22 protein-coding genes are annotated in these 22,814 nt (G+C 73.8%); 11 read left to right on the forward strand and 11 right to left on the reverse strand.

All coding sequences use genetic code 11. From position 1 onward, the window contains the following. Positions 1-57 precede the first annotated feature (57 nt). Genes H1226_RS16350 through H1226_RS16365 form a run of 4 tightly spaced genes read right to left on the reverse strand, consistent with a single transcriptional unit; the run spans position 58 to position 3,396 of the window. Positions 58-699, reverse strand: coding sequence for a trimeric intracellular cation channel family protein (locus tag H1226_RS16350; protein WP_258341503.1), 642 nt, complete (start codon positions 697-699; stop codon positions 58-60). 45 nt (positions 700-744) lie between these two features. Then, complete coding sequence (locus H1226_RS16355; protein WP_258341504.1) at positions 745-1,098, reverse strand: nucleotide pyrophosphohydrolase; 354 nt, start codon at positions 1,096-1,098, stop codon at positions 745-747. Between the two features lie 25 nt (positions 1,099-1,123). After that, entirely contained in the window at positions 1,124-2,155 is a 1,032-nt protein-coding gene (locus H1226_RS16360; RefSeq protein ID WP_258341505.1) for a DUF4185 domain-containing protein, read from the reverse strand. Between the two features lie 47 nt (positions 2,156-2,202). Next, the gene (locus tag H1226_RS16365; protein ID WP_258341506.1) at positions 2,203-3,396 is read right to left on the reverse strand and encodes an AI-2E family transporter; all 1,194 of its coding nucleotides are present in this window, start codon (positions 3,394-3,396) and stop codon (positions 2,203-2,205) included. A gap of 128 nt (positions 3,397-3,524) precedes the next feature. Between H1226_RS16365 and H1226_RS16370 the strand changes: the two genes are divergently transcribed. After that, a complete protein-coding gene (locus tag H1226_RS16370; RefSeq protein WP_258341507.1) occupies positions 3,525-4,628 on the forward strand; it encodes a DNA alkylation repair protein in 1,104 nt (367 codons plus the stop codon). Positions 4,629-4,707: 79 nt separating this feature from the next. Beyond that, positions 4,708-5,703 carry a tyrosine-type recombinase/integrase gene (locus tag H1226_RS16375; RefSeq protein ID WP_258341508.1) on the forward strand — a complete coding sequence of 332 codons (996 nt, stop codon included), beginning with the start codon at positions 4,708-4,710 and terminating at the stop codon, positions 5,701-5,703. A 16-nt stretch (positions 5,704-5,719) separates the two neighbouring features. On the opposite strand, the gene H1226_RS16380 is transcribed toward H1226_RS16375, so the two are convergent. From H1226_RS16380 to H1226_RS16390, 3 genes are all read right to left on the reverse strand, one after another. Then, positions 5,720-6,388 (reverse strand): VOC family protein, encoded by a 669-nt coding sequence (locus tag H1226_RS16380; protein WP_258341509.1) that lies wholly within the window; start codon positions 6,386-6,388, stop codon positions 5,720-5,722. Between the two features lie 126 nt (positions 6,389-6,514). After that, positions 6,515-8,296, reverse strand: a complete 1,782-nt coding sequence (locus H1226_RS16385; RefSeq protein ID WP_258341510.1) for a gamma-glutamyltransferase family protein — start codon at positions 8,294-8,296, stop codon at positions 6,515-6,517. A gap of 295 nt (positions 8,297-8,591) precedes the next feature. Further along, positions 8,592-9,509: a LysR family transcriptional regulator gene (locus H1226_RS16390; protein WP_258341511.1), complete on the reverse strand. Its 918-nt coding sequence runs from the start codon at positions 9,507-9,509 to the stop codon at positions 8,592-8,594. Positions 9,510-9,636: 127 nt separating this feature from the next. On the opposite strand from H1226_RS16390, the gene H1226_RS16395 reads away from it, so the two are divergent. Continuing rightward, on the forward strand, positions 9,637-10,491 hold the full coding sequence (locus tag H1226_RS16395; protein WP_258341512.1) for an alpha/beta hydrolase: 855 nt from the start codon (positions 9,637-9,639) through the stop codon (positions 10,489-10,491). Here H1226_RS16395 and H1226_RS16400 read toward each other — a convergent pair whose 3' ends face one another. Beyond that, complete coding sequence (locus H1226_RS16400; RefSeq protein WP_258341513.1) at positions 10,492-11,283, reverse strand: SDR family oxidoreductase; 792 nt, start codon at positions 11,281-11,283, stop codon at positions 10,492-10,494. 230 nt (positions 11,284-11,513) lie between these two features. Between H1226_RS16400 and H1226_RS16405 the strand changes: the two genes are divergently transcribed. The 6 genes from H1226_RS16405 to H1226_RS16430 all read left to right on the forward strand — a co-directional run bounded on the left by H1226_RS16405 (position 11,514) and on the right by H1226_RS16430 (position 18,107). Continuing rightward, positions 11,514-11,930, forward strand: coding sequence for a Fur family transcriptional regulator (locus tag H1226_RS16405; RefSeq protein ID WP_258349432.1), 417 nt, complete (start codon positions 11,514-11,516; stop codon positions 11,928-11,930). Positions 11,931-11,948: 18 nt separating this feature from the next. Beyond that, positions 11,949-14,153, forward strand: coding sequence for a catalase/peroxidase HPI (gene katG, locus H1226_RS16410; protein WP_258341514.1), 2,205 nt, complete (start codon positions 11,949-11,951; stop codon positions 14,151-14,153). Positions 14,154-14,346: 193 nt separating this feature from the next. Next, entirely contained in the window at positions 14,347-14,844 is a 498-nt protein-coding gene (locus H1226_RS16415) for a hypothetical protein (protein WP_258341515.1), read from the forward strand. A 120-nt stretch (positions 14,845-14,964) separates the two neighbouring features. Next, positions 14,965-15,372 carry a LapA family protein gene (locus H1226_RS16420; RefSeq protein ID WP_258341516.1) on the forward strand — a complete coding sequence of 136 codons (408 nt, stop codon included), beginning with the start codon at positions 14,965-14,967 and terminating at the stop codon, positions 15,370-15,372. Positions 15,373-15,702: 330 nt separating this feature from the next. Then, positions 15,703-17,271 carry an apolipoprotein N-acyltransferase gene (lnt, locus tag H1226_RS16425; protein ID WP_258341517.1) on the forward strand — a complete coding sequence of 523 codons (1,569 nt, stop codon included), beginning with the start codon at positions 15,703-15,705 and terminating at the stop codon, positions 17,269-17,271. Between the two features lie 53 nt (positions 17,272-17,324). Next, complete coding sequence (locus tag H1226_RS16430; protein WP_258341518.1) at positions 17,325-18,107, forward strand: polyprenol monophosphomannose synthase; 783 nt, start codon at positions 17,325-17,327, stop codon at positions 18,105-18,107. A gap of 137 nt (positions 18,108-18,244) precedes the next feature. Here H1226_RS16430 and H1226_RS16435 read toward each other — a convergent pair whose 3' ends face one another. The 3 genes from H1226_RS16435 to H1226_RS16445 form a co-directional block, all read right to left on the reverse strand. Next, complete coding sequence (locus tag H1226_RS16435; RefSeq protein WP_184479487.1) at positions 18,245-18,589, reverse strand: RNA polymerase-binding protein RbpA; 345 nt, start codon at positions 18,587-18,589, stop codon at positions 18,245-18,247. A gap of 440 nt (positions 18,590-19,029) precedes the next feature. Then, the gene (locus H1226_RS16440) at positions 19,030-20,433 is read right to left on the reverse strand and encodes an MFS transporter (protein ID WP_258341519.1); all 1,404 of its coding nucleotides are present in this window, start codon (positions 20,431-20,433) and stop codon (positions 19,030-19,032) included. Between the two features lie 123 nt (positions 20,434-20,556). Continuing rightward, entirely contained in the window at positions 20,557-21,342 is a 786-nt protein-coding gene (locus H1226_RS16445) for a glycerophosphodiester phosphodiesterase (protein ID WP_224967422.1), read from the reverse strand. A 134-nt stretch (positions 21,343-21,476) separates the two neighbouring features. Here H1226_RS16445 and H1226_RS16450 point away from each other — a divergent pair, with 134 nt between their 5' ends. Both H1226_RS16450 and H1226_RS16455 read left to right on the forward strand, forming a co-directional pair. Then, positions 21,477-21,857, forward strand: a complete 381-nt coding sequence (locus H1226_RS16450) for a hypothetical protein (RefSeq protein WP_258341520.1) — start codon at positions 21,477-21,479, stop codon at positions 21,855-21,857. Between the two features lie 106 nt (positions 21,858-21,963). Next, on the forward strand, positions 21,964-22,791 hold the full coding sequence (locus tag H1226_RS16455) for a universal stress protein (RefSeq protein ID WP_258341521.1): 828 nt from the start codon (positions 21,964-21,966) through the stop codon (positions 22,789-22,791). The last annotated feature ends 23 nt before the right edge of the window (positions 22,792-22,814 follow it).

Raw genomic sequence — 22,814 nt, forward strand, 5'->3', positions numbered from 1 at the left:
TGTGCGCAGCGGCCGGAGCGTTCGCCGGGCGGCGACCGCGGAAACCGTCGCGGCCGGTCAGTCCTGCTCGCGGGAGCCGCGGCCGGGCGCGGTGGGGACGTTGAGCTCGAACACGACGCCGGACATCCGGATCGCGAAGCACACCGGCGCGGCCACCCCCGCCACCACCAGCGGCCCCAGGTCGAGGTGCGCGGCGCCCACCGCGATCCCGGCCCCGACCAGCGCGGGCACCGCGTACAGGTCGCTGACCAGCACGGTCGGCACCTTCCGCAGCATCACGTCGCGCAGCGTGCCGCCGCCGACGGCGGTGAGGCCGCCGAGCAGCACCGCCTGCACGCCGCCGAGCCCGAACTCCAGCGCCTTCGTCGCCCCGGTCACGCAGAACACGCTCAGCCCGATCGCGTCGAACACCACGATGAGCACGGTGAACCGCTCCAGCGGCAGGCTCAGGAAGAACGCCACCAGCGCGCCCGCCGCGGCCGCACCCAGGTACGCGAGGTCGCTGAACGTGGCGGGCGGCAGCGACTGGATGAGCACGTCCCGCAGGATTCCGCCGCCCAGCGCGGTCATCATCCCCAGCGTCAGCACCCCGACCAGGTCGAGCCGCACGGCCCGCACCGCGGTGAGCGCCCCGTTGAGGCCGAACGCGAACGTCCCGACCAGGTCCAGCACCAGCAGCAGCTGCGACGACTCCGCCATCCCAGCAGTGTGCAACCGGGTGCCGCGCCACGGGCACCGGGTGCGCTAGAGCTCGGTGCTCTTGGTGGCGTTGCCGTGGGCGAGGTGGACCGGGTAGCGGGACTCGTTGCGGTCGATCTTGTCGTGCGCGGCCCGGACGAGGTCGATGCCGGTGGCTTCGGCGAACTGCACCAGGTACAGCAGGACGTCGGCGGCTTCGTCGGCGAGCCGCCCGGTCAGCTCGCCGTTCGCGAGCCCGTCGGCGACGGCGGTGTCGTCGAGCCACTGGAGTTCGGCGATCAGCTCCCCCGCTTCGCCGCCGAGGGCCATCGCGAGGTTCTTCGGGGTGTGGAACCGGCCCCAGTCCCGCGCTTCGGCGAAGCCGCGCAGCCGGGACCGGAGCTCTGCGATGCTGTCCATGCGGTCACGGTAGCGGCGGGCGCGATCAGCTCCGCGGGGCGCTCCCGGCGAACTGCATGGCCTTGTACGGCCAGTTCCGCTCGGTGTTCCACTGGCTCACCACGAGGTGCAGGTCGTCGAGCGTGGAGCCGGGCACGATGTAGCCGCCGTAGAGCTGCGCGACGTGCCCGCTGGAGTGGTCCTCACCGGGCCAGGACGAGCCGTGCACGGCGGTCGCGCGCGGCGCCTCGTACAGGTTCGCGGTGGGCACGTCCAGGTTCAGCACGTCGATCCGGTAGTCGCCCGCGTTGAACAGCGACAGCAGCCACCGGCCGCCGACGGGCCGCAGGCACAGCTCGCCGTAGGCACCGGTGAGCGCGATCGTCGGCGGGTTGCCCCACGCCCACCGGCCGTCGCGGAACCCCCAGCCCTCCCAGGCACCGGGATCGGTGATCCGGTCGGCGGGCACCCGGTGCAGCAGCAGGCCCTGGTCGCGGCGGAAACCGGTGGTGAACGCGTACGCGTAACCGTCGTCGCCGAGCCCCCAGGTCAGCATCTGGAACAGCCCGCCGTGCAGGTCGCCGGGCCAGGTGGTGCCGGTGTGCTGCCAGGTCTCGCCGTTGTCGGTGGAGCTGTGCACCTCGGTCCAGTGCACGTTGCCGATCCCCTCGCACACCATGACGTGCAGGTACATCACGTCCCCGACGGTGATCAGGTCGGTGGGGATGACGGTGCTGACGCGCCGCCCCTGGATCACGGAGTCGTGCTGGTACGGCAGCGCTTGCCCGGCGTAGGAGTCGGGCCCGGCGGAGCCGGTCCAGCCGATGCCCGCGGTGGCGGTGGCCGGATCGGCGAACAGGACCACCGGGGAGCGCCAGCCGGGACCGCCGACGCCGGCGCGTTCGAAGGTGTCGCCGAAGACCGACACGATCCGCCCGTCCGGTGCCTGCGCCATCACCCCCAGGTCGGTGCCGCCGATGCCGAACCGGTCCGTCACGCCCGGTCCGGTCAAGTCCTTCACCTTGCGCACCCGCTGGCCGTCCTCTCGGTCCCGCACCGGCCGGTCCGGTGCCGTCACCCGACTGTAGGTGCGCGGGCCCCGGTGATCGCACGCCGGGCGCGGCGCTAATCGGGGTTCGCCGCGTCGGCCGCGGGCTCGGAACCGGCCTGCGCCGGCCGCTCGGCACCCGGCTCCGGCGGCCGCTCGGCACCGGCCTCCGCCGCCGGTCCGGCACCCGGCTCCGCCGGTTCGGCACCTGGCTCCGGCGGCGGTTCGGCGAGCGCCCGGATGCCCGCGTTGAGCAGCGCGATGACCGGTACCGAGAACACCGCGCCCGCCACGCCCGCGCCGAGGAACCCGGCGGTCACGCCGAGGACGATCGCCAGCGGGTGCAGCCGCACCGCGTGCCCGAGGATCAGCGGCTGCAGCACGTGCCCCTCCAGCTGCATGACGCCGACGACCACCGCGAGCACGATGATCGCGGGCAGCGGCCCGGTCGTGACCAGCGCCATGAGCACCGCGATCGAGCCGGTGATCATCGCGCCGACGTAGGGCACGAACGCGCCGAGGAACACCAGCGCGGCCAGCGCCGCCGACAGCGGCACTCCGACGAGGGCGCAGCCGACGCCGATGCCCACCGCGTCCATCAGCGCCACGGCCGCGCTCGCCCGCACGTAGGCGACCAGCGAGTGGAACGCGTGCTGCCCGGCCACGTCCACCCGGTCCCGCACGTGGGCGGGCACGGCGACCCGCAGCGCGAACCGCCAGATCCGGCCGCCGTCGCGCAGGAAGAAGATCAGCGTGAACAGCGCCAGCAGCAGTCCGCTGCCGACGCTGAGCACGGTCGTCGCGGTGCTCACCGCCCCGGCGGTGAGCCCGCTCTGGCTGGTGCGCAGGTAGTCGGTGATGCGCTGCACCCAGTCGTCCAGCTGTCCCTGGCTGAGCCGCAGCGGCCCGGTGCGCAGCCAGTGGTGGACGCCCTCCACGGTCTGCGCGGCCTGCGCCTGCAACCCGGGCAGCCCGTTGATCACGGTGATGACCACGAGCGCGAGCACCCCGCCCACCACCACCAGCCCGAGCAGCAGCGCCAGCACGGTCGCGGCGGTGCGCGGCACTCCCCAGCGGGTGAGCCGGTCGACCAGCGGCGCCAGCAGCGCGGCCAGCAGCAGCGCCACGCCGAGCGCGATCACCAGCTCCGCGAGCACCGACGCGATCCGCCCCAGCACGAACAGCACCGCCGCGATCGCGAGCAGCCGCCAGCTGACGGCGCCCGCGACGCGCAGTCCGCGCGGCACGTCGGGTGCCTCCCGTTGTTCCACACCGCACGTGATCGCCCGAACCGGTCGGGATTAAACGTGGCCCGGCCGGGCCCGGGCGTGTCGGCGGTGGCTGGTAGGAGTTCTCCGACGCGGGACGAGCGGCCGGTGGGCCGGGTGGGAGCGAAGCGATGCCGTTCGCCGACGAGCTGGTGGGCGCCGACGTGGCGCGGGACCTGGCGCGGGTGTTCGAGGGAGCGACCGGCGCACCGCCGCACGCGGTGCGGGCCGCGGCGGCGCGGCTGGGCCCGCTGGGCCTGCGGCAGCGCTGCGACCTGCTGCGGGACGCGCTGCTGGCGGACGTGCCGGGTGATTCCGCCGCGCTGCTGGACGCGGTGCGGGCGGCGCGCGAGTCCCCCGAGTTCACCGGCTGGCTGGTGTGGCCGGTGACCGAGGCCGTGGTCGCCCGCGCCGTGGCGGAGGGCACCGGAACGGCGTTCGACGCGGCGTTGGATTCGCTGGCGGAGCTGACCCCGCTGCTGAGCTCCGAGTTCGCGCTCCGCGGCCTGCTGGAGCAGGACCTGCACCGCGCGCTGGGCCGGATCCGGGAGTGGACGGCTTCCCCCGACGAGCACGTGCGGCGGCTCGCGTCCGAGGGCACCCGGCCGTACCTGCCGTGGGCGAAGCGGGTGCGGGCGCTGCTGGCCGAACCGACCGCCACGGTGCCGATCATCGACGCGCTGCACGGCGACACCAGCGACTACGTGCGCCGCTCGGCCGCCAACCACCTCAACGATCTCAGCCGCGACCACCCGGAGCTGGTCGTGGAGACCGCCGCGCGCTGGCTCGGCGAGCCGGGCGAGCACACCTCGCGGGTGGTGCGGCACGGGCTGCGGACGCTGGTCAAGCAAGGCCACCCGGGGGCGCTGGCGCTGCTCGGCTACTCCCCCGCGCCGCAGGTGCGGGTCGGGGAGCTGTCGCTCGACGCGGGCAACGTCGCCATCGGCGGGGCGCTGGAGTTCCGCAGCACCCTGGTCAACACCGGTGCCGAACCGGTCGCGCTCGCCGTCGACTACCTGGTGCACCACCGGAAGGCGAACGGCGGGCGGACCGCCAAGACCTTCAAGCTCACCACCCGGACGCTCGAACCGGGCGGCACCTGGGAGCTGGCCAAGCGCCACTCGTTCCGGGAGATCACCACCCGCCGCTACCACCCGGGCGGGCACGCGGTGGAGCTCCAGGTCAACGGGGTCGTCCGCGCCCGCGCCGAGTTCACGCTGACCGCCGCCCGCTGAGCCGTGCCGCCGCGAGATCGTCGGTGGCGTCTGGTTCCATCGGGAGCGGATGATCATTCGCGGAGCTGGAGGTGCGGTGGTGCGGGAGGCGACCGGGGGTTCGGTGGCGCGCTGGGTCGAGGTGTACCTGGAGCACCTGCAGGCCAGGAAGCTCGCCGCGAACTCGCTGCGCGCCTACCGGCTGGACCTGGGTTCGGTGGGTGCGGCGCTGGCCGAGATCACCGGCACCCGCGTCGCGGAGCTGCCGGTGGCGGAGGTGACCGCCACCGAGCTGCGCTCCGCGTTCGCCCGGCACGCCGCGGCGCGCTCGGCGTCCTCGGTCACCCGCGCCTGGTCCACCTGGAACGGGTTCTTCGGCTTCCTGGTGGTGGAGGGCGCCGTCGGCGGCAACCCCATGCAGGTGGTGCCGAAACCGCGCAGCGCGCCGCCGACGCCGAAACCGCTGCAGGGCGAGGACACCCCGGAACGCCTGCTGCGCCTGGTCGCCGAAGGCGGGCGCCGGGCCCGGAACCCGTGGCCGGAGCGGGACCTGGCGGTGCTGGCGGTGCTGCTGTGCACGGGGGTGCGCTCGGCGGAGCTGCTGGACCTCACGGTCGCGTCGCTGGCCGGGCGTCCCGGCGACCGGCGGCTGCACGTGCGCGGGAAGGGCGGCAAGAACCGGTCCATCCCCATCGAGGGCGCGCTGGACGAGGTCGTCGGCGCCTACCTGAGCTCGCGGCGGGTGCGGTTCGGCGACCGGCTGCCCGGTGCCGAGCCGTTGTTCGTGGACCACCGCGGCGAGCCGCTGCGCCGCGGCGGGTTGCAGTACCTGGTGCGCCAGTCGCTGCGCGCGGCCGGGATCTCGGACCGGGTGCAGCGCGGCGCGATGGTGCACGCGCTGCGGCACACGTTCGCGACGCGGCTGGCCGAGGACGGGGCGAACGCGGCGGAGATCGCGAAGCTGCTCGGCCACGCGTCGATCAACTCCAGCCAGACCTACATCGACGTGACCGCCCGCGAGCAGCGGATGTCGGTGCGCGCCAACCGGACCCACCAGGTCCTCACCGACCTCGCCCCGCGCCGCTCGCCCGGCTGACCGCGCGAACGGCCGGTCATCCGGTCGAGGCGGGCGCCGCTCCCCAAGCTCCGGTGTCGGTGGTGAGGCCGAGGACCGCGCCCCGCGGGTCGGCGATCAGCACCACCTCGTCGAGCACCGGGTGCCGCACTTCGGCGACGACGCGGCCGCCGCCGGCGACGGCGCGGTCCGCTGCCTCCCGCACGTCCTCGGTGGCGAAGTGGCACACCCAGTCCCAGCGCCCGTCCAGCCGCGCGGCCGAACGCGCCGCCAGCGGGCGGTCCCCGGCGAGGTAGCGGTCGCCGTCGACGGCCCAGCCCAGCGTGGACGCCCAGAACTCGTCGGAGCGCTGCTGCTCGGCGCTGTGCAGGTCCACCCAGCGGGGTTCGCCGCGGCGCGGACCGGGCGCCCACGGGCCGTGCTGCGCCCGCCCGGTCACCATCCGCGCGGTCACCTCGTCGGGCCCGACGAGATCGCCGTCGTGGCGGGCTCCGGCGAAGACCACGTACCAACCGGGCCGCACACCGTGCGTGGCGGGCCGCAGCGAGGCGCAGTGCCGCTGCCCGATCCAGCACTCGAACCCGCCCGCCACCGAGTCCCACACCCGCCAGCCCAGCAGGTCCTGGTGGAACAGCGCCGCACCCTCCGGGTCGGTGGTGATCAGTTCGATGCGACGCAGACCGCGCACGGCGGTGGGCTGGGGCACAGCGGGGTCGTCCTTCGGGATCGAGCAAGAGCCAGAGTCCCATACTGTCCCCCGAACGTGGAACGAACAATGCTCCATTCGGAGGTACGGCCGGGCGTTCGCGGTCACGTCGACCACGCTCCGCAATCACCGTCCGGCGGCGTAACCCTGCATGCCGCGTGGATTGGCCGCCGCGGAGAGCACCCCCGTCTCCGGGTCGCGGGCCACCGCGCTGAGCCTGCCCTCCGACCACGGCTCCCCCACGGTCACGTCGTGCCCGCGCCTGCGCAGATCGGCGATGGCCGAGTAGCCGATGCGCGACTCCACGGTGACCGAGCCCGGCCGCATCGCCCGCGGGTAGAAGGAGCCGGGGAAGCTCTCGGTGTGCCAGTTCGGCGCGTCGATCGCGCCCTGCAGGTCCCAGCCGCCGCGGACCGGTTCGCGCAGCGCCACCGACAGGAAGAAGTGCGTGCTCCACTGGTCCTGCTGGTCCCCGCCGGGCGTGCCGAACGCGAGCACCGCCTCCCCGCCGCGCAGCGCCAGCGACGGGGTCAGCGTGGTGCGCGGGCGCCTGCCGGGCGCCAGCGAGTTCGGCAGGCCGGGCTCCAGCCAGGCCATCTGCAGGCGGGTGCCGAGGGGGAAGCCGAGCTCGCCGATGACCGGGTTGGAGTGCAGCCAGCCGCCGCTGGGCGTCGCGGCGATCATGTTGCCCCAGCGGTCGACCACGTCGAGGTGGCAGGTGTCGCCGCGGGTCTCGCCGTCGCGGGCCACGGTGGGTTCGCCGGCCCCGGCGGGGGCGACCAGGTCCAGCGGGCCGTCCTGCACCCGTTGGACGTGCGCGCTGAGCCGGGGCGTGCGACCACCGGGGCTGCCGGGCCGCAGCTCGTGCGAGGCGCGGTCGCCGATCAGCGCGCGGCGCCGCGCGTTGTAGCCGGGGTCGAGCAGTTCGGCGACGGTGACGTCGGTGCCGTCGCCGTACCAGGCCTCCCGGTCGGCCATCGCGAGCTTGGTGCCTTCGACGAGGGTGTGCAGGTAGTCGGCGGTGCCGAGGTCGAGCGAGTCGGGCAGCAGCGCGAGCTGCTGCAGCAGCACCGGTCCCTGGCTCCACAGCCCGGCCTTGCACACCGTCCAGCCGTTCCAGTCGTGGCGGGCGGGTTCCTCGTAGGTGGCGCTGAACCGGGCGAGGTCCTCGCCGGTGAGGGTGCCCGCGTGCCGCTCCCCCGAACTGTCCATCGTGGACTCTGCGGCGGCCGCGGCGAGCTCCTCGGCGATGAAGCCCTCGCGCCACACCCGGCGGGCGGCGTCGATCCGCGCCTCCCGGGACGGTCCGGTGGCCTCGGCCAGCACGCGGCGCCAGGTGCGGGCCAGGGCCGGGTTGCGCAGCAGCGCGCCCGGTGCGGGCGGGCGGCCGCCGGGCAGGTACAGCTCGGCGGAGCCGGGCCACTCGGCGCGGAACAGGTCCTGCACGGTGCGCACGGTCCGCCCGATGCGCTCGACCGCCGGATGCCCGTTCTCGGCGTAGCCGATGGCGCGGTCGAGCACGTCGGCGAGCTCCTTCGTGCCGTGGTCGCGCAGCAGCAGCAACCACGCGTCGAACGCGCCCGGCACCGCGGCGGCCAGCGGACCGGTCCCCGGCACCAGCTCCAGGCCGAGGTCCCGGTAGTGCTCCACGGTCGCGCCGGCGGGAGCGGGGCCCTGCCCGCACAGCACCACCGGATCCCGGCCCGCGGGGGCGAAGATGATCGGCACCTCACCGGCCGGCCCGTTCAGGTGCGGTTCGACGACGTGCAGGACGAACCCGGCCGCCACCGCCGCGTCGAAGGCGTTGCCGTCGTCCTCCAGCACGGCCATCGCCGCCGCGGACGCCAGCCAGTGCGTCGAGGACGCCATGCCGTGCGTGCCCTGCAGAGTCGGTCGGGTGGTGAACAACTCGGTCCCTCCGCCGGTCGGGTTCGCACAGTCAACACCACCGGACGGCGTAGATCCAAGACTCCGCAGCGGGCTCAACCGCGCGGTGAACCGCTCCGGGACGGGTGCGGCCGAGCGCTCCGGCGGGGCCGGTGCTGGTGGTACCGGTTTCACCGCGGATCGCGGCGCCGCCGTGGCCGTCGACGGCCGCGGGCCGCCGGGCGATTCGCGGCGGGCGCGGCACCGCCGGTACCGACCGGCTCCCAGGTTCAGGGGCCGAGCGGGTGGTCCCGGGCGGCCCGCGCCGCGCCCCGGTTCAGCACCGGCGCCCCGCGAGGCGGGCGCTGACGCCCGGGCACTGCCGCCGGGTGGTGTCGAGGAATTCGGCGAGCACCGGGGAGCGGTCCGCGCCGCGGAAGGACATGACGAGCTCGGGCAGGTCGATGCGCGGGCGCACCTCGCAGATCCAGGTGTCGGGGCGCGCGGCGACGCGCAGGCAGGCCGGCGCCAGTCCCACTCCGATGCCGCAGGCGGCGAGCCCGAGGATGGTGTGCACGTCGCGGGCTTCGACGGCGCGGTCCAGCGCGGCCGGGTCGAGCACCTCGCGCAGGGCGGTGCACAACGCCGGTTCCTGGTCGGCGGGGGCGACGACGAGCTGCTGGTCCCGCAGCTGCTCCGCCCGCACCGAGCGCTGCCCGGCGTAGGGGTGGCCGGTGCCGACGACGGCGACGAGCCGGTCGGTGCCGACGGTGACGGAGGTCAGGTCCTCCGCGCCCGCGCCGCGGGGTGCGCCGCGGCCGATGGCGACGTCGAGCTCGCCGTCGAGCAGGGCGGCGGCGCTGCGCGCGGTGGACATCTCGTGCAGCCGCAGCCGCACGTCCGGGTGCTCGCGGCCGAAGCGCCCGAGCAGCGGCGGCAGCAGTTCCAGCAGCGCCGAGCCGATGAACCCGAGGCGCAGCCTGCCGGTCTCGCCGCGCGCCGCCCGTCCCGCGTCGAGCGCGGCGCCCGCCATCTCGGCCAGCGCGGCCCGCGCCCGTTCCAGGAACGCCTCGCCCGCGGCGGTGGGGAACACGCCACCGGGGGTGCGGTCGAACAGCCGGGCGCCGATCTCCCGCTCCAGCGCGGCGATCTGCTTGGACAGCGGGGGCTGGGCGATGCCGACGGCGGCCGCGGCCCGGCCGAAGTGCCGGTGTTCGGCGAGGGCGAGCGCGTAGCGCAGGTGCCGTGCTTCCACCTGCGCAGCCTAGCGCCGCGATACCTGCGAGGTATCGGGATCGTGCTCGTCAGATATGCGGGTGGATCACCGCGGTCCGCCGGGGTGGACTCGTGAGCGACCCCGATCCCGGACGACGGAGGATTCCGTGCCCGATGAATCCGCTGTGGACACCGTGTTCGTGCTCGTGCACGGAGCCTGGCACTCCTCCGCGCAGTGGGCGGCGACGCAGCGGGCGCTGGCGGCGCGCGGCGCGGCGAGCACCGCGGTCGACCTGCCCGGCCACGGCTTCGACGCGCCGCTGCCGACCGGTTACCTGCTGCCGGGCCAGCCGGGACTGGCCGAGGAGGAGTCCGCGCTGGCCGGGCTGACCATGGACGACTGCGCCGCGTCGCTGGTGACGGCGCTGCGCGAGGTCCGCCGCTGGCCCCGGGTGGTCCTCGTCGCGCACAGCGCCGGTGGTGGACCGGCCTCGCTGGCCGCCGAGCTGGCGCCCGACCTGGTGGACCGGTTGGTGTACCTGTCGGCGTTCGTGCCCGCGGGACGGCCGCGGTTCGCCGACTACGTCGCCGCCCCGGAGAACGCGGACGCGCTCGGCGCCGGGCTGCACGTGGGCGACCCGGCGCGGCTGGGCGCGGCGCGGATCAACCCGGCCTCGCCGGACCCGGAGTACGTGGAGCTGCTGCGGCGGACGCACTACGGCGACGTCCCGGCGGCGGAGTTCGACCGGTGGCGGCTGGCGCTGAGCCCGGACCTGCCGACCGCGATCCCGCGCACCCCCGTCGCGCTGACCGAGCAGCGCTGGGGCGGCATCCCGCGTTCGTTCGTCCGCCTGGGCGCCGACCGCGCGCTCACCCCCGCCGTGCAGGACCTGATGGTCGCCGAGGCGGACGCGGCGATGCCGCGGAACCCGTTCACCGTGCACCAACTGCCCGGGTCGCACACGCCGTTCGCCACCCGGCCGCGGGAGCTCGCCGCGACCCTGCTGTCCGCACTGGACTGATCAGGCCTCCAGGGCCGCGATCCTGGTGTCGAGGTAGGCGTCCCAGTCGGCGGCGCGGCTGCGCAGGTGCGGTTCGATCCGGTCGTCGGTGTGCACCATGAACCGGTTCGCCAGCACCGCGTCGGCCAGCAGCTCGCCGACGGAGCCGGGTTGCCGCGCCTCGAACTCGGCACCGGGGCCGCGGGTCGCGGTCGGCGGCCCGAACGAGCGGATCGACCCGGCGATGCCGGTCACCACCGGCCCCGGGCACAGCACGGTCACCCCGATGCCCTGCGGCCGCAGGTACAGCGCGAGCCCTTCGGAGAGCTGGACCAGGGCGGCCTTCGACGCGGCGTAGGGCAACCGGTCGTAGGCGTAGCTGAACAACCCGGCGAACGAGGCGGTGTTGACCAGGTGCCCCGATCCGCGCTCCAGCAGCAGCGGCAGGAAGACCGCGTTGCTGCGCACCACGGACAGCAGGTTGACGTCGAACACCCGCTGCCACTCCGCGACGGGGATGTGCTCGGGCAGCCCGCGGGTGAGGACCCCGGCGTTGTTCATCACCAGGTGGACGTCGCCGAACTCGGCGAGGGCGGCGTCGCGCACCCGCTCGAACTCGCCGTCCCGAGCCACGTCGCAGGTGACGGCGACGGCCGATCCGCCGTCGGCGCGGATCTCCGCGGCGGCGCGTTCGGCACCGGTTCCGTCGACGTCGGCGAGGACGATCCGCGCCCCGCGGCGGGCGAAGGACCCGGCCGCGGCACGTCCGATCCCGCTCGCCGCACCGGTGATCACCGCGACCGCATCGCACATCGTGTCCACTGTGGTCTTCCCTCCCGCCGGTCCCGCCGAGCACGGGACGTCCTGCGGTTCTACCCCGGATCGGCCCCACCGGGCGTCGCCCGGATGGACGCCGGCGAGGTCCGGACCACCGGATTCCTGTGACGCAGCGCACGTTCTCAGTGCGAAGCAGAATCTTGATCGGTTCCAGAAAGTTCTCCAGAATGCTGCACGTGCCGAGCAACACCGCGGATCACCGGCGAATGCTGCGCGAGGCCGAGCTGCGCGTGACGCGCCCCCGCCTGGCGGTGCTGGCCGCGGTGCACGACCGCCCGCACGCGGGCACCGACACCATCATCGACGCCGTGCGCGGCGAACTCCCCAAGGTCTCGCACCAGGCCGTCTACGACGTGCTGCGCGCGCTGACCGCCGCGGGCCTCGTGCGCCGCATCCAGCCGATGGGCTCCGTCGCCCGCTACGAGGCCAGGGTCGGCGACAACCACCACCACGTGGTGTGCCGGTCCTGCGGGGTCATCGCCGACGTGGACTGCGCCGCGGGCACCGCGCCCTGCCTGGCCGCCTCCCACTCCCACGGTTTCGAGATCGACGAAGCCGAGGTCATCTACTGGGGCCTGTGCCCCGAATGCGGCTCCACTTCGGATCCCGACCGACACCACTGATCCCGAAAGGAATTCCCGGTGACTGACAGCGCTGACGCCGCGACCGGGGGCTGCCCCGTCGCGCACGGCATCCCCCACCCCACCCAGGGCAACGGCAACTCCACCTGGTGGCCGAACCGCCTCAACCTGAAGCTGCTCGCGAAGAACCCCGCGGTGGCGGACCCGATGGGCGGGGACTTCGACTACGCGGCCGAGTTCCGGACCCTCGACCTGCCCGCGGTGAAGCAGGACATCCAGGACGTCCTCACCACCTCGCAGGACTGGTGGCCCGCCGACTTCGGGCACTACGGCCCGCTGATGATCCGGATGGCCTGGCACAGCGCGGGCACCTACCGGGTCAGCGACGGCCGCGGTGGCGGCGGCGCCGGTCAGCAGCGGTTCGCGCCGCTGAACAGCTGGCCGGACAACGTCAGCCTGGACAAGGCCCGCCGCCTGCTGTGGCCGGTGAAGCAGAAGTACGGCCGCAAGCTGTCCTGGGCCGACTTGCTGATCCTCGCGGGCAACGTGGCGCTGGAATCCATGGGCTTCCCGACCTTCGGCTACGCCGGTGGCCGCGTCGACACCTGGGAGCCCGAGGACGACGTCTACTGGGGCGCCGAGACCACCTGGCTCGGCAGCGACAAGCGCATCTCCGGTGGCGAGCGGCGCGACCTCGAACAGCCGCTGGGCGCCACCCACATGGGCCTGATCTACGTGAACCCGGAAGGTCCCGAGGGCGAGCCGGACCCGATCGCCGCCGCCCGCGACATCCGCGAGACCTTCGGCCGGATGGCGATGAACGACGAGGAGACCGTCGCCCTCATCGCCGGTGGTCACACCTTCGGCAAGACCCACGGCGCCGCCCCCGACTCGAACCTGGGGCCGAACCCGGAGGCCGCGCCGCTGGAGACCCAGGGCCTCGGCTGGACCAACGGCTACGGCACCGGCAAGGGCGCCGACACCATCACCAGCGGGCTGGAGGTCACCTGGACCTCCACCCCCACCCAGTGGGGCAACGGCTTCTTCGAGAACCTCTTCGGCTACGAGTGGGAGCTGTACCAGGGCCCCGGCGGCGGCTGGCAGTGGAAGCCGAAGGACGGCGGCGGCGAGGGCACCGTCCCCGACGCGCACGACGCGTCGAAGAAGATCGCGCCGAACATGCTCACCACCGACCTCTCGCTCAAGCTCGACCCGATCTACGAGCAGATCTCCCGCCGGTTCTGGCAGAACCCGCAGGAGTTCGCCGACGCGTTCGCCCGTGCCTGGTTCAAGCTGACCCACCGCGACATGGGCCCGGTCGACCGCTACCTCGGTCCGGAGGTCCCCGCCGAGGAGCTCATCTGGCAGGACCCGATCCCGAAGCCGGACCACGAACCGGTCGGCGCCGCGGAGATCGCCGAGCTCAAGGAGCGCATCGCCGCCACCGGGCTCACCGTGCCGCAGCTCGTCGGCACCGCCTGGGCCGCGGCGTCCTCGTTCCGGGGCAGCGACAAGCGCGGCGGCGCCAACGGCGGCCGCATCCGGCTGGAGCCGCAGCGCAGCTGGGAGGTCAACAACCCCGACCAGCTCGCCACCGCGATCAGCGCGCTGGAAGGTGTCCAGGAGTCCTTCAACGCCGCGGGCGGCAAGCAGGTCTCCTTCGCCGACCTCGTGGTGCTCGCCGGCTCGGTCGGCGTCGAGCAGGCCGCGAAGGCCGCGGGCCACGACGTCGAGGTCCCGTTCACCCCGGGCCGCGGCGACGCCACCGCCGAGCAGACCGACGTCGAGTCCTGCTCGCACCTCGAACCGGCCGCCGACGGCTTCCGCAACTACGCGGGCAAGGGCGCCGCGCTGCCCGCCGAGTACCAGCTGGTCGACCGGGCGAACCTGCTCACCCTGAGCGCGCCCGAGATGACCGTGCTCGTCGGTGGCCTGCGCGCCCTCGACGCCAACTTCGACGGCTCGAAGCTGGGTGTGCTCACCGACCGGCCGGGGACGCTGAGCAACGACTTCTTCGTCAACCTGCTCGACATGCGCACGACGTGGAAGCCCGCCGACGAGACCTCGGAGACCTTCGAGGGCCGCAACGCCGCCGGTGAGCTCGTCTGGACCGGCAGCCGCGTCGACCTGGTCTTCGGCTCGAACTCGGAGCTGCGGGCCGTCGCCGAGGTCTACGCCGCCGACGACGCGAAGGAGAAGTTCGTCCGCGACTTCGTCGCCGCCTGGCACAAGGTGATGGAGCTCGACCGCTTCGACCTCGCCTGATCCCACGACCGTTCCACGACCGGCGAGCCCCCCGTCCGCGCACCTGCGGGCGGGGGCTCGTCCGCGTTGGCCCGTCCGCCGCACCGTCGGGCGCCCCGGCTCGGCCAGGTGGCCGTGTTCCCGGCGAACCCCGCCCACCCCCTCGACCCGGCTGTTAGAAAGGATCTCGACGGCGAACCCGGGGGGACGCACCGTGGACATCGACCGGACGCGACGAGAGCTCACGCTCTTCGCCGACTACCACAGCTTCGAGATCCGCGACGCGCACGCGGACTACGACCTGGCCGCCATCGACGACACCACCGCGGACCTGCGCCGCGACCTGATCTCCAGCCGCGACGGCGTGGTCACCATCGGCACCGCGCGGCGCCGCGACGTCCGCGTCGTCATCGAGATCGGCGCCGAGGCACCCGTCTGCGAACTCGCCTCCTGGGACCACGTCACCGAGGCCTCCGTGGAGATCGCCAGCGGGCAGATCCTGGTGCTCGGCGGCTCCGACAGCAGGCACAGCGCGCACCACTTCCCCGTGCCGGTGGGCGTCTACCGGGTCCGGACGCGCTGCGCCGGGTTCGGCACCATCAGCGCCGACGGCACCGACGGGGCCGAGGTCTACCGGGTGCAGATCTGGCCGGGCACCGCGCGGCGCACCACCGTCCTCAAGCGCTTCACCGGCGAGCTCCCCCGCCGCTGACCGCACGCGCACCGCCGGCACCGGCGGACGGCGGCATCCGTTGCGCCGATCACCGCGTTCACCTGATCTTCGCGCGGCGCGCCGTTCGGCCGAGCGGGCGCATATTGCACAATGACCCGCATGGCCAGCGACGAGAGCACCGCCGACGACCGGCTCACCCCCGCGGACCCCCGCACCGAGCCGAACCCGCAGCACGGCGAGCTCGATCACGCCGGAACCGATCACGCCGAAACCGATCACGCCGGACCGGTCCGCGAAGAGCCGACGCACGCGGAGAAGCTCCAGCACACCCGCACCGCCGGGACCTGGGCCGCGGTCGTCGTCGCGACCATCGCGCTGATCGTGCTGCTGGTGTTCATCCTGCAGAACCTGCAGCCCACCTCGGTCACCTTCCTCGGCCTGCGCGGCGACCTGCCGGTCGGCGTGGCGCTGCTGCTGGCCGCCGCGATCGGCGGGCTGCTCGTGGCGCTGGTCGGCGCGGCGCGCATCCTGCAGCTGCGCCGCACCGCCAACCGCCGCAACCGCTGACGCCCCGCGAGCGCGACACCACCAGTACCGCGACGACCCGGAACCCGCGAGTTCCGCGACCGCCAACGGTCGGCGACGGCTCGCGCGGGTCGAGCTCGCACCCGCCGCCGTCCGGCGCCCGCCCGGTCCCGCAGCGGCCCCGGCCCGTCCGAACCGGACGAGCCGGACCGTTCGCCGCGCCGGGTCCCGGATCACGTCCCCGGGTGGCACGGCGCGGACTTCGCGCTCGTCCGGTCGGCGTACATTTGACGCGGGCGCGGGCCGCGGCGCGCGCCCGCAGCACCGAGTCCGCCCCGGTTCGCCGGCCGCAGCACCGAGAGAGTTGATCGGGTGAGTGCCCCCACGGTGACCACGCAGGACCGCGCCGACGGGCAGCCCCGACCCCGACTCCTCCGCCGGGCCGCGCCGTGGCTGCGCGCCGCCGCCGCGGTCCTCGCCGGGCTGCTGCTCTACGCCGCTTCCCCGCCGCGCGACCTGTGGTGGCTGGCGCCGCTCGCGGTCGCGCCGCTGGCCGTGGTGGTGCACGGCCGCCGCACCCGCGCCGGGTTCGGCCACGGCCTGCTGTTCGGGCTGGGCTACATGCTGCCGCTGCTGGGCTGGATCCAGGACTTCCTCGGCGTCCAGTTCGGCCCGTGGCCGTGGCTCGGGGTGGCGCTGGTCGAGGCGGTGTTCCTCGGGCTCGCCGGGGCGGGCATGGCGCGGGTGAGCCGGTTGCCGGGCGCTCCGGTGTGGATGGCGGCGGTGTTCGTGCTCGCGGAGGTGCTGCGCGACTCCCAGCCGTTCGGCGGCTTCCCGTGGGGGCGGCTGGCGTTCACCCAGCCGTCCGGGGCGCTGCTGCCGCTGGCCTCGGTGGGCGGTGCCGTGCTCGTCACCTTCGCCGTCGCGCTCGTCGGCTGCGGGCTCGGCGTGCTGGTGCTGCGGCTGCGGGCCCGGGACCGGTGGGTCGTCCCGGCGGCCGCCGCGCTGGTGCCGCTGCTGGCGGGTGCCGCGCTGCAGCCCTCGATCGGCGTCGAGCCGCAGGCGGGGACCGCGCGGGTCGCGGTCGTGCAGGGGAACGCGCCGGACATCGGCCTGGACCTGCTCTACGAGGACGACGTGCTGCACGACAACCACATCCGTGGTGCCCGGCAGCTGGCCGCGGACGTCGACGCAGGCCGGGTGCCGCGCCCCGACCTGGTGGTGCTGCCCGAGCAGGTCGGCAGCTGGGGACCGACGCGCTACGACCCGCAGCTCACCGCGGTCACCGAACGACTCGGCGTCCCGGTCGTCGCGGGCGGGTTCGCGGTGGACCGGGACGGCACGTTCCGCAACCGCATCGTCGCGTGGAACCCCGGTTCCGGCGCCGGGGACGAGTACGCCAAGCAGCACCTCGTCCCGTTCGCCGAGACCATCCCGATGCGCTCGGTCGCCCGCCTGGTCAGCCCGTTCGTGGACCGCTTCCAGCAGGACATGGTGCCGGGCGACCTGCCCGGCGTGCTGCGGGCCGGCGCGGTCCGGCTCGGCGTCGGGCTCTGCTACGACGTCGCCTACGACGACGTGTTCGCCGGGGCGGCCCGGGACGGCGCCACGCTGCTCGCCGTGCCCACCAACAACGCCTGGTACGGGCACTCCGAGATGAGCTGGCAGCACCTGGCGATGTCCCGGCTGCGGGCGGTGGAGCACGGCCGCGCCGTCGTCGTGTCCGCGACCAGCGGCATCAGCGCCATCATCGCCCCGGACGGGACCATCGCGAACCGCTCGGAGCAGTTCACCGCGCAGAACCTGGACGGCGAGGTCCCGCTGCGCACCGAACGGACCCCCGCCACCGCGCTCGGCGCCGCCCCGACCTGGGTGCTGTCGCTGCTCGGCGCCGGAGCGCTCGTCGCCACCGCGCGGCGGCGCACCCACGACAAGAACTGATACGCCCTGCCGCGCGTTCACCTGGGGGACGTGCGGCCCGAAGGAGGAACGTCATGACGGACCGGCACGCCCCCGACGGTGCAGCGGGGCCGTCCGGCTCAGCCCTGGTGGTCATCCCCACCTACGACGAGCGGGAGAACCTGGGCCCGGTGGTGGCGCGGCTGCACGCCGCGCTGCCCGCCGCCCACGTGCTCGTCGTCGACGACGGCAGCCCGGACGGCACCGGCGAGCTCGCCGACGAGCTCGCGGCGGCCGACGATCGGGTCCACGTGCTGCACCGCACCGACAAGGCCGGTCTCGGCGCCGCCTACGTCGCCGGGTTCGAATGGGCGCTGGCGCACGACTACGCGGCGGTCGTGGAGATGGACGCCGACGGTTCGCACGCGCCGGAGGACCTGGCGCGGCTGCTGGCGATGCTGGAGGAGACCGGCGCCGACGTGGTGATCGGTTCCCGCTACGTGCCGGGCGGCCGGGTGGTGAACTGGCCGTGGTACCGGCAGGCGCTGTCCCGCGGCGCGAACCTGTACTCGAAGTACACCCTCGGGGTGCCGGTGAACGACAGCACCGCCGGGTTCCGGGCCTACCGCCGCGAGGTGCTGGCGGAGCTGGCGCTGCACGACGTCGCCTCGCACGGCTACTGCTTCCAGGTGGACCTGACGCTGCGGTCGGTGGAGGCCGGTTTCACCGTGGTCGAGGTGCCGATCACCTTCACCGACCGCGAGTTCGGCAAGTCGAAGATGAGCGGCGACATCGTCCGCGAAGCACTGGTCCGGATCACCGGGTGGGGCGTGCGCCGCCGCGTCGCCCAGCTGCGCGACCTGCTGCCGGGCGGCTGACCGACCGGTGGCGTTCCCGCCGAGCCCGCGGACCGGACCGAGGGCCCGGACACGAAGACGCCTGGGCTCCCCCGCACGGGGCCCAGGCGTTCGATGTGCTCAACCCGCGAGGTGCGGGGTGGTGCTGTGTCGCTCGGTCAGGCGGAGTGGCTGCGCCGGCCGCGCAGCACTTCCAGCCGCTCGTTGAGCAGCTCCTCCAGTTCGGGGATGCTGCGGCGTTCGAGCAGCATGTCCCAGTGGGTGCGCGGCGGTTTGGCCTTCTTCTGCTCCGGTTCCGATCCATCGATGATCTTGGATTCGGAGCCGTGCAGGCGGCACTCCCAGGTCGGCGGGATCTCGGCGTCGTCGGAGAACGGCACCTCGAACTCGTGGTCCTTGGGGCAGGCGTAGCGCACCGTCCGGCGCGGTGCGAGGTCGTGGTTGCGGTCGGTCTCGTAGCTGACCGCTCCGAGCCGGCTGCCACGCAGAACGCGATCGGCCATGACGGTTCCTTTCACTTCGGCCCGGAGCAGCGTCCGGACGGGTTGTGCTCACCGAGTGCAACGACGGACCGGCCGTCGCCTGTTCCCGGCGCGGGACTTTCGGTTGCCGTCGGTGACGTTATTCACTCGTCAACGACATCGTCCCCTCTAGAGATGCAAGCAGGCCGCGTTCGTGACGCGTTCTCGCTCCCGCAACCTAGAGGTTCCACCGAACAGGTGATAGTGCCAGATGAGTTGTCACTAAGGGCAAGTTAACCTTCGCTCTCTTGTCAGAATTGCAAGCGAGATCACCTGCAGGCCACCGGGCCTGCCCGGAACTCGATCACGTTGTGTATCGGTACTCCGCATCCCAGACCTGCGACGCTGCGTACCGGCATATGCCAATGATGCCGGTGCGCTCACCACATCGCATCACTGGCCCGGGTACACCCCTCTTCGATTCAGAGGCGCTCCGGAGGCCGGTTCCCGACCGCCTCGATCGCCCGCCGCACCGGCACCATCGAGACCAGCACCAGCCCGACGACGAAGAAGACCACCAGCGAGATGATCGCCAGCCGGAACGACCCCGTGGCCTGCCCGACCCCGGCGAAGACCAGCGGACCCAGCCAGGACGTGGACCGCTCCCCCACCTCGTAGAGCGAGAAATACTCGGCCTCCTTGCCCTCCGGCACCATCTGGCTGAACAACGAGCGGGACAGCGCGTTGGTGCCGCCGAGCACCAGCCCGATGCCGACGGCCAGCCCGTAGAACTGGAACTGCTGACCAGCCTGGACGAAGTAGGCCGCGGCCAGCACCCCCACCCAGACCACCAGACTGATCATGATCGTCTTCTTCGCGCCGATCCGGCCTGCCAGCAGGCCGTGCAGCACCCCGCCGACGAAGGCGATGAACTGCACGATCAGCAACGTGATGATCAGCGACTCCTGGGGCAGCCGCAACTCCATGTCACCGTACTGAGCGGAGACCTGGGTGACGGTCGCGATCCCGTCGGTGTAGATCATGTACGCGCCGAGGAAGGCCAGCGTCAGCGGGAACCCGCGCGCCTGCTTGACGGTCGAGGCGAGCTGCTTGAAGCCCGCGGTGATCACCGAGGCGCCCCGCTCCCCGCCCTCCGGCTGGTGGTGGCGCCCCAGGACCGCCAGCGGCAGCAGCGTGAACACCGCCCACCAGATGCCGGAGGAGACGAACACCAGGCGCACCGCGGCGTCCTCGCCGAGCCCGATCGCGTCGTGCCCGAGGTACAGACCCAGGTGCAGCGCGAGCGCGGTCCCGCCGCCGAGGTAGCCGAACGCCCAGCCGCGCGAGGACAGCGCGTCCCGCTCGTCGGCGTCGGCGATCTCCGGCAGGAACGAGTAGTAGACGACGACCGACGCCCCGAAGCAGATGTTCGCAGCGATGAAGAAGACCAGCCCCCACCGCCAGTTCCCGGTGCCGACCAGCCCGAGCAGCGAGGTGGCGAGCGCACCGCCGAAGGCGAACAACGCGAGCATGCCGCGCTTGTTCTGCGTCCGGTCGGCGATGGCGCCGGTGATCGGCAGCACCAGCACCTGCACCACGGTGGCCGCCGAGAGCAGGTACCCCCACAGCGAGCCTGCCGGGAACACCAGGCCCAGCACCGAGATGTCGCAGTCGACGAGCGAATTGCCGCCGGGGCAGGCCGCGCTCCCGTTGCGGGCGACGTCCGCGGTGGCGGCCTCGGTGGCCACGCTCGTCAGGTACAGCGAGAGGAACACCGTCGTCACCGACGTCGGGAACACCGAGTTGGCCCAGTCGTACCAGCACCAGCCTCGCTGCTCCCGGCGTCGTCCCACCGCGTCCGGCGGAGCTCCGCCCAGCACGCTCATACCTCTCCGTCCTCAAGTGTTCACTCGATAGGGGTAACGGGGACTGTATCGGCTCCGGATCAAGGCTCGATCGCGGTGCGATGATCTTGGTGCCGACCGGCTCGCCACCCCTCTTCCCCAGAATCAGGTCCGCTCCGGCGCCGTCCCGCCGAAGCGCTCGCCCAGCACCTCGCGCAGCAGGTCCGGCCGATCGGTCACGAGCCCGTCGACCCCCAGGTCGAGCAGCCGCCGCATCTGCTCCGGCTCGTCCACCGTCCACGCGTGCACTTCCCGTCCCCAGCGGTGCGCCGTGCGCACGAACCGCGGATCCACCACCTGGATCCGCCCGCGCCGCGGCGGCACCTGCGCGGCCGCGCCGTCCACGCGGGACCGCAACCCCCAGCCGCCGTAGCGCGACGCCCCCCACAGCGTCGTCACCGCTCGCCGCCCCATCGACGTCAGCAGCGCCTCGCCCCCGCCCCGGCGGAGTTCGCGGAGCCGCCGGTCGTCGAAGGACGCGAGGCAGACCCGGTCCCACGCGTCGTGCCTGCGCACCACCTCCAGCACCGGCCGGACGGCGGTGTCCTCCTTGACGTCGATGTTGAGCAGCGCCTGCGGCAGCTCCTCCAGCACGTCGTCGAGGCGGGCGACCGGTTCCCGGCCGCCGATGCGGGCGGAACCGACCGCCGACCACGGCAGCCGACGGATAGTACCGCGCCCGTCGGTGGTGCGATCCAGGCTCGGATCGTGGTGCAGCACGACGACGCCGTCGGCGGTGGCGTGCACGTCGGTCTCGACGTAGCGGTAGCCCTCGGCGACGGCGCGGCGCAGCGCGCTCAGCGAGTTCTCCATGTCGTGCAGGTCGCCGAGGTGCCAGCCTCGGTGGGCGAACGCGCGCGGCCAGGGCCCCTGGAGGAACGGGTGGGTCACGGGAGCTCGGGTCCTTTCACGAACCGGGCGGGCGTGGGGACCGCCCCACTCTGCCCGACGCGATCCGCCCGGCGGCACCCGCACCGGCGTGGCAACGAGATGTTCGCCGCGGGGTCGCATTACCGTTGCGCACCGTGGACAGCCCGCCCGAGATCGAACAGACCACCCCGATTGGTCCCGAGACCGCCCGTCGTCGCGGCGAGCGGCACTGCTCGTGGTGCGGCCGCAGGCTCACCTCCTCCGGACGGCAGGGCAGGCCGCGGTTGTACTGCACCCAGTCGTGCAGGCAGCGCGCCTACGAGCGGCGCGGCGCGGTGCAGCGCTCCGGGCTGCCCGAGGACGCGGTGGTGCTCTCGGCCGCCGAGATCGCCGACCTGCAGGACCGGCTGTTCCAGCTGCGTTGCGCGGCCGAGGACGTCGGCACCGCCGCCGAGGACGGCGCGAGCACCGCGGAGCTGCGGAAGATGGCCGCCGAGGTCGTCGCGGTCGCCGCTGAGCTCGAACGCCTCCGCTGACGCCGTTCGCCCGAGCGGAATCGGGCGACTCCCCCGAGTCGAACTGCTCTGGCAGCCGCCGCGCGCACCCGCCACCCTCGGAGGCCGCGCCTGCGAAGGGGGTCCCGTGTTCCTGCCCGCGAAGACCGTGCTGGTCGGCGTCGACGGTTCGCAGCACTCGTCCCGCGCCGCGACGTGGGCGGCCGCGGAGGCCGCACGGCTCGGCGCCTCGCTGCACCTGGTACTCGCGCACGACGCGGCGCACCGGGAGCGCGCCGAGGAGCAGGTCCGCGAGATCGCCGTCGAGTGCCGCGCCGCCGAACCGGACCTGCACGTGCGCGCGCAGGCGGTGCCCGCCGACCCCGCCGAGGACCTGGTCTCCCGCTCGGCCGACGCCGCGCTGCTCGTCGTCGGCTCCCGCGGGCGCGGCGCGGTGCGGGACGCGTTGCTGGGTTCGGTGAGCACCGCGGTCGCCACGCACGCGGGCTGCCCCGTCGTGGTGGTCCGCGGCGAGCCGAGCGGTCGCGGGCCCGTGGTGGTGGGGCTCGACCTCTCGCCCACCAGCAGGCCCGCGCTGCACTTCGCCTTCGACCGCGCGGACCGCGGCGGCGCTGAGCTGGTGGTGGCGCAAGCGCTGCCGGACGCCTACTTCCTCCCGTCGATCCTGGAGGACCCGGAGCGCCAGCGGCTCCAGGAGGACGCCGAGCAGCAGGTCGGCGGGGAGCTCGCCGTGTGGCGCGAGCGCTACCCCGAGGTGGTGGTGCGCCGGGTCGCGACCGACCAGCACCCGGTGGAGGCGCTGTGCTCGCAGGCGGTCGGCGCCCGGTTGCTCGTGGTGGGCCACCGCTCGCGGAGCGCCGCGGCGACCCGGCTGGGCTCGGTGGCGCTGGGCTCGCTGCACCACTCGCCGTGCCCGGTGGCGGTCGTGGGCGACCAGGTCGACCTGGACTGGTAGCGGCCCGCGAGGTGCGGGGAGCG

Origin of the sequence: Saccharopolyspora gregorii (assembly GCF_024734405.1) — a bacterium.
GTDB classification, from domain to species: domain Bacteria; phylum Actinomycetota; class Actinomycetes; order Mycobacteriales; family Pseudonocardiaceae; genus Saccharopolyspora_C; species Saccharopolyspora_C gregorii.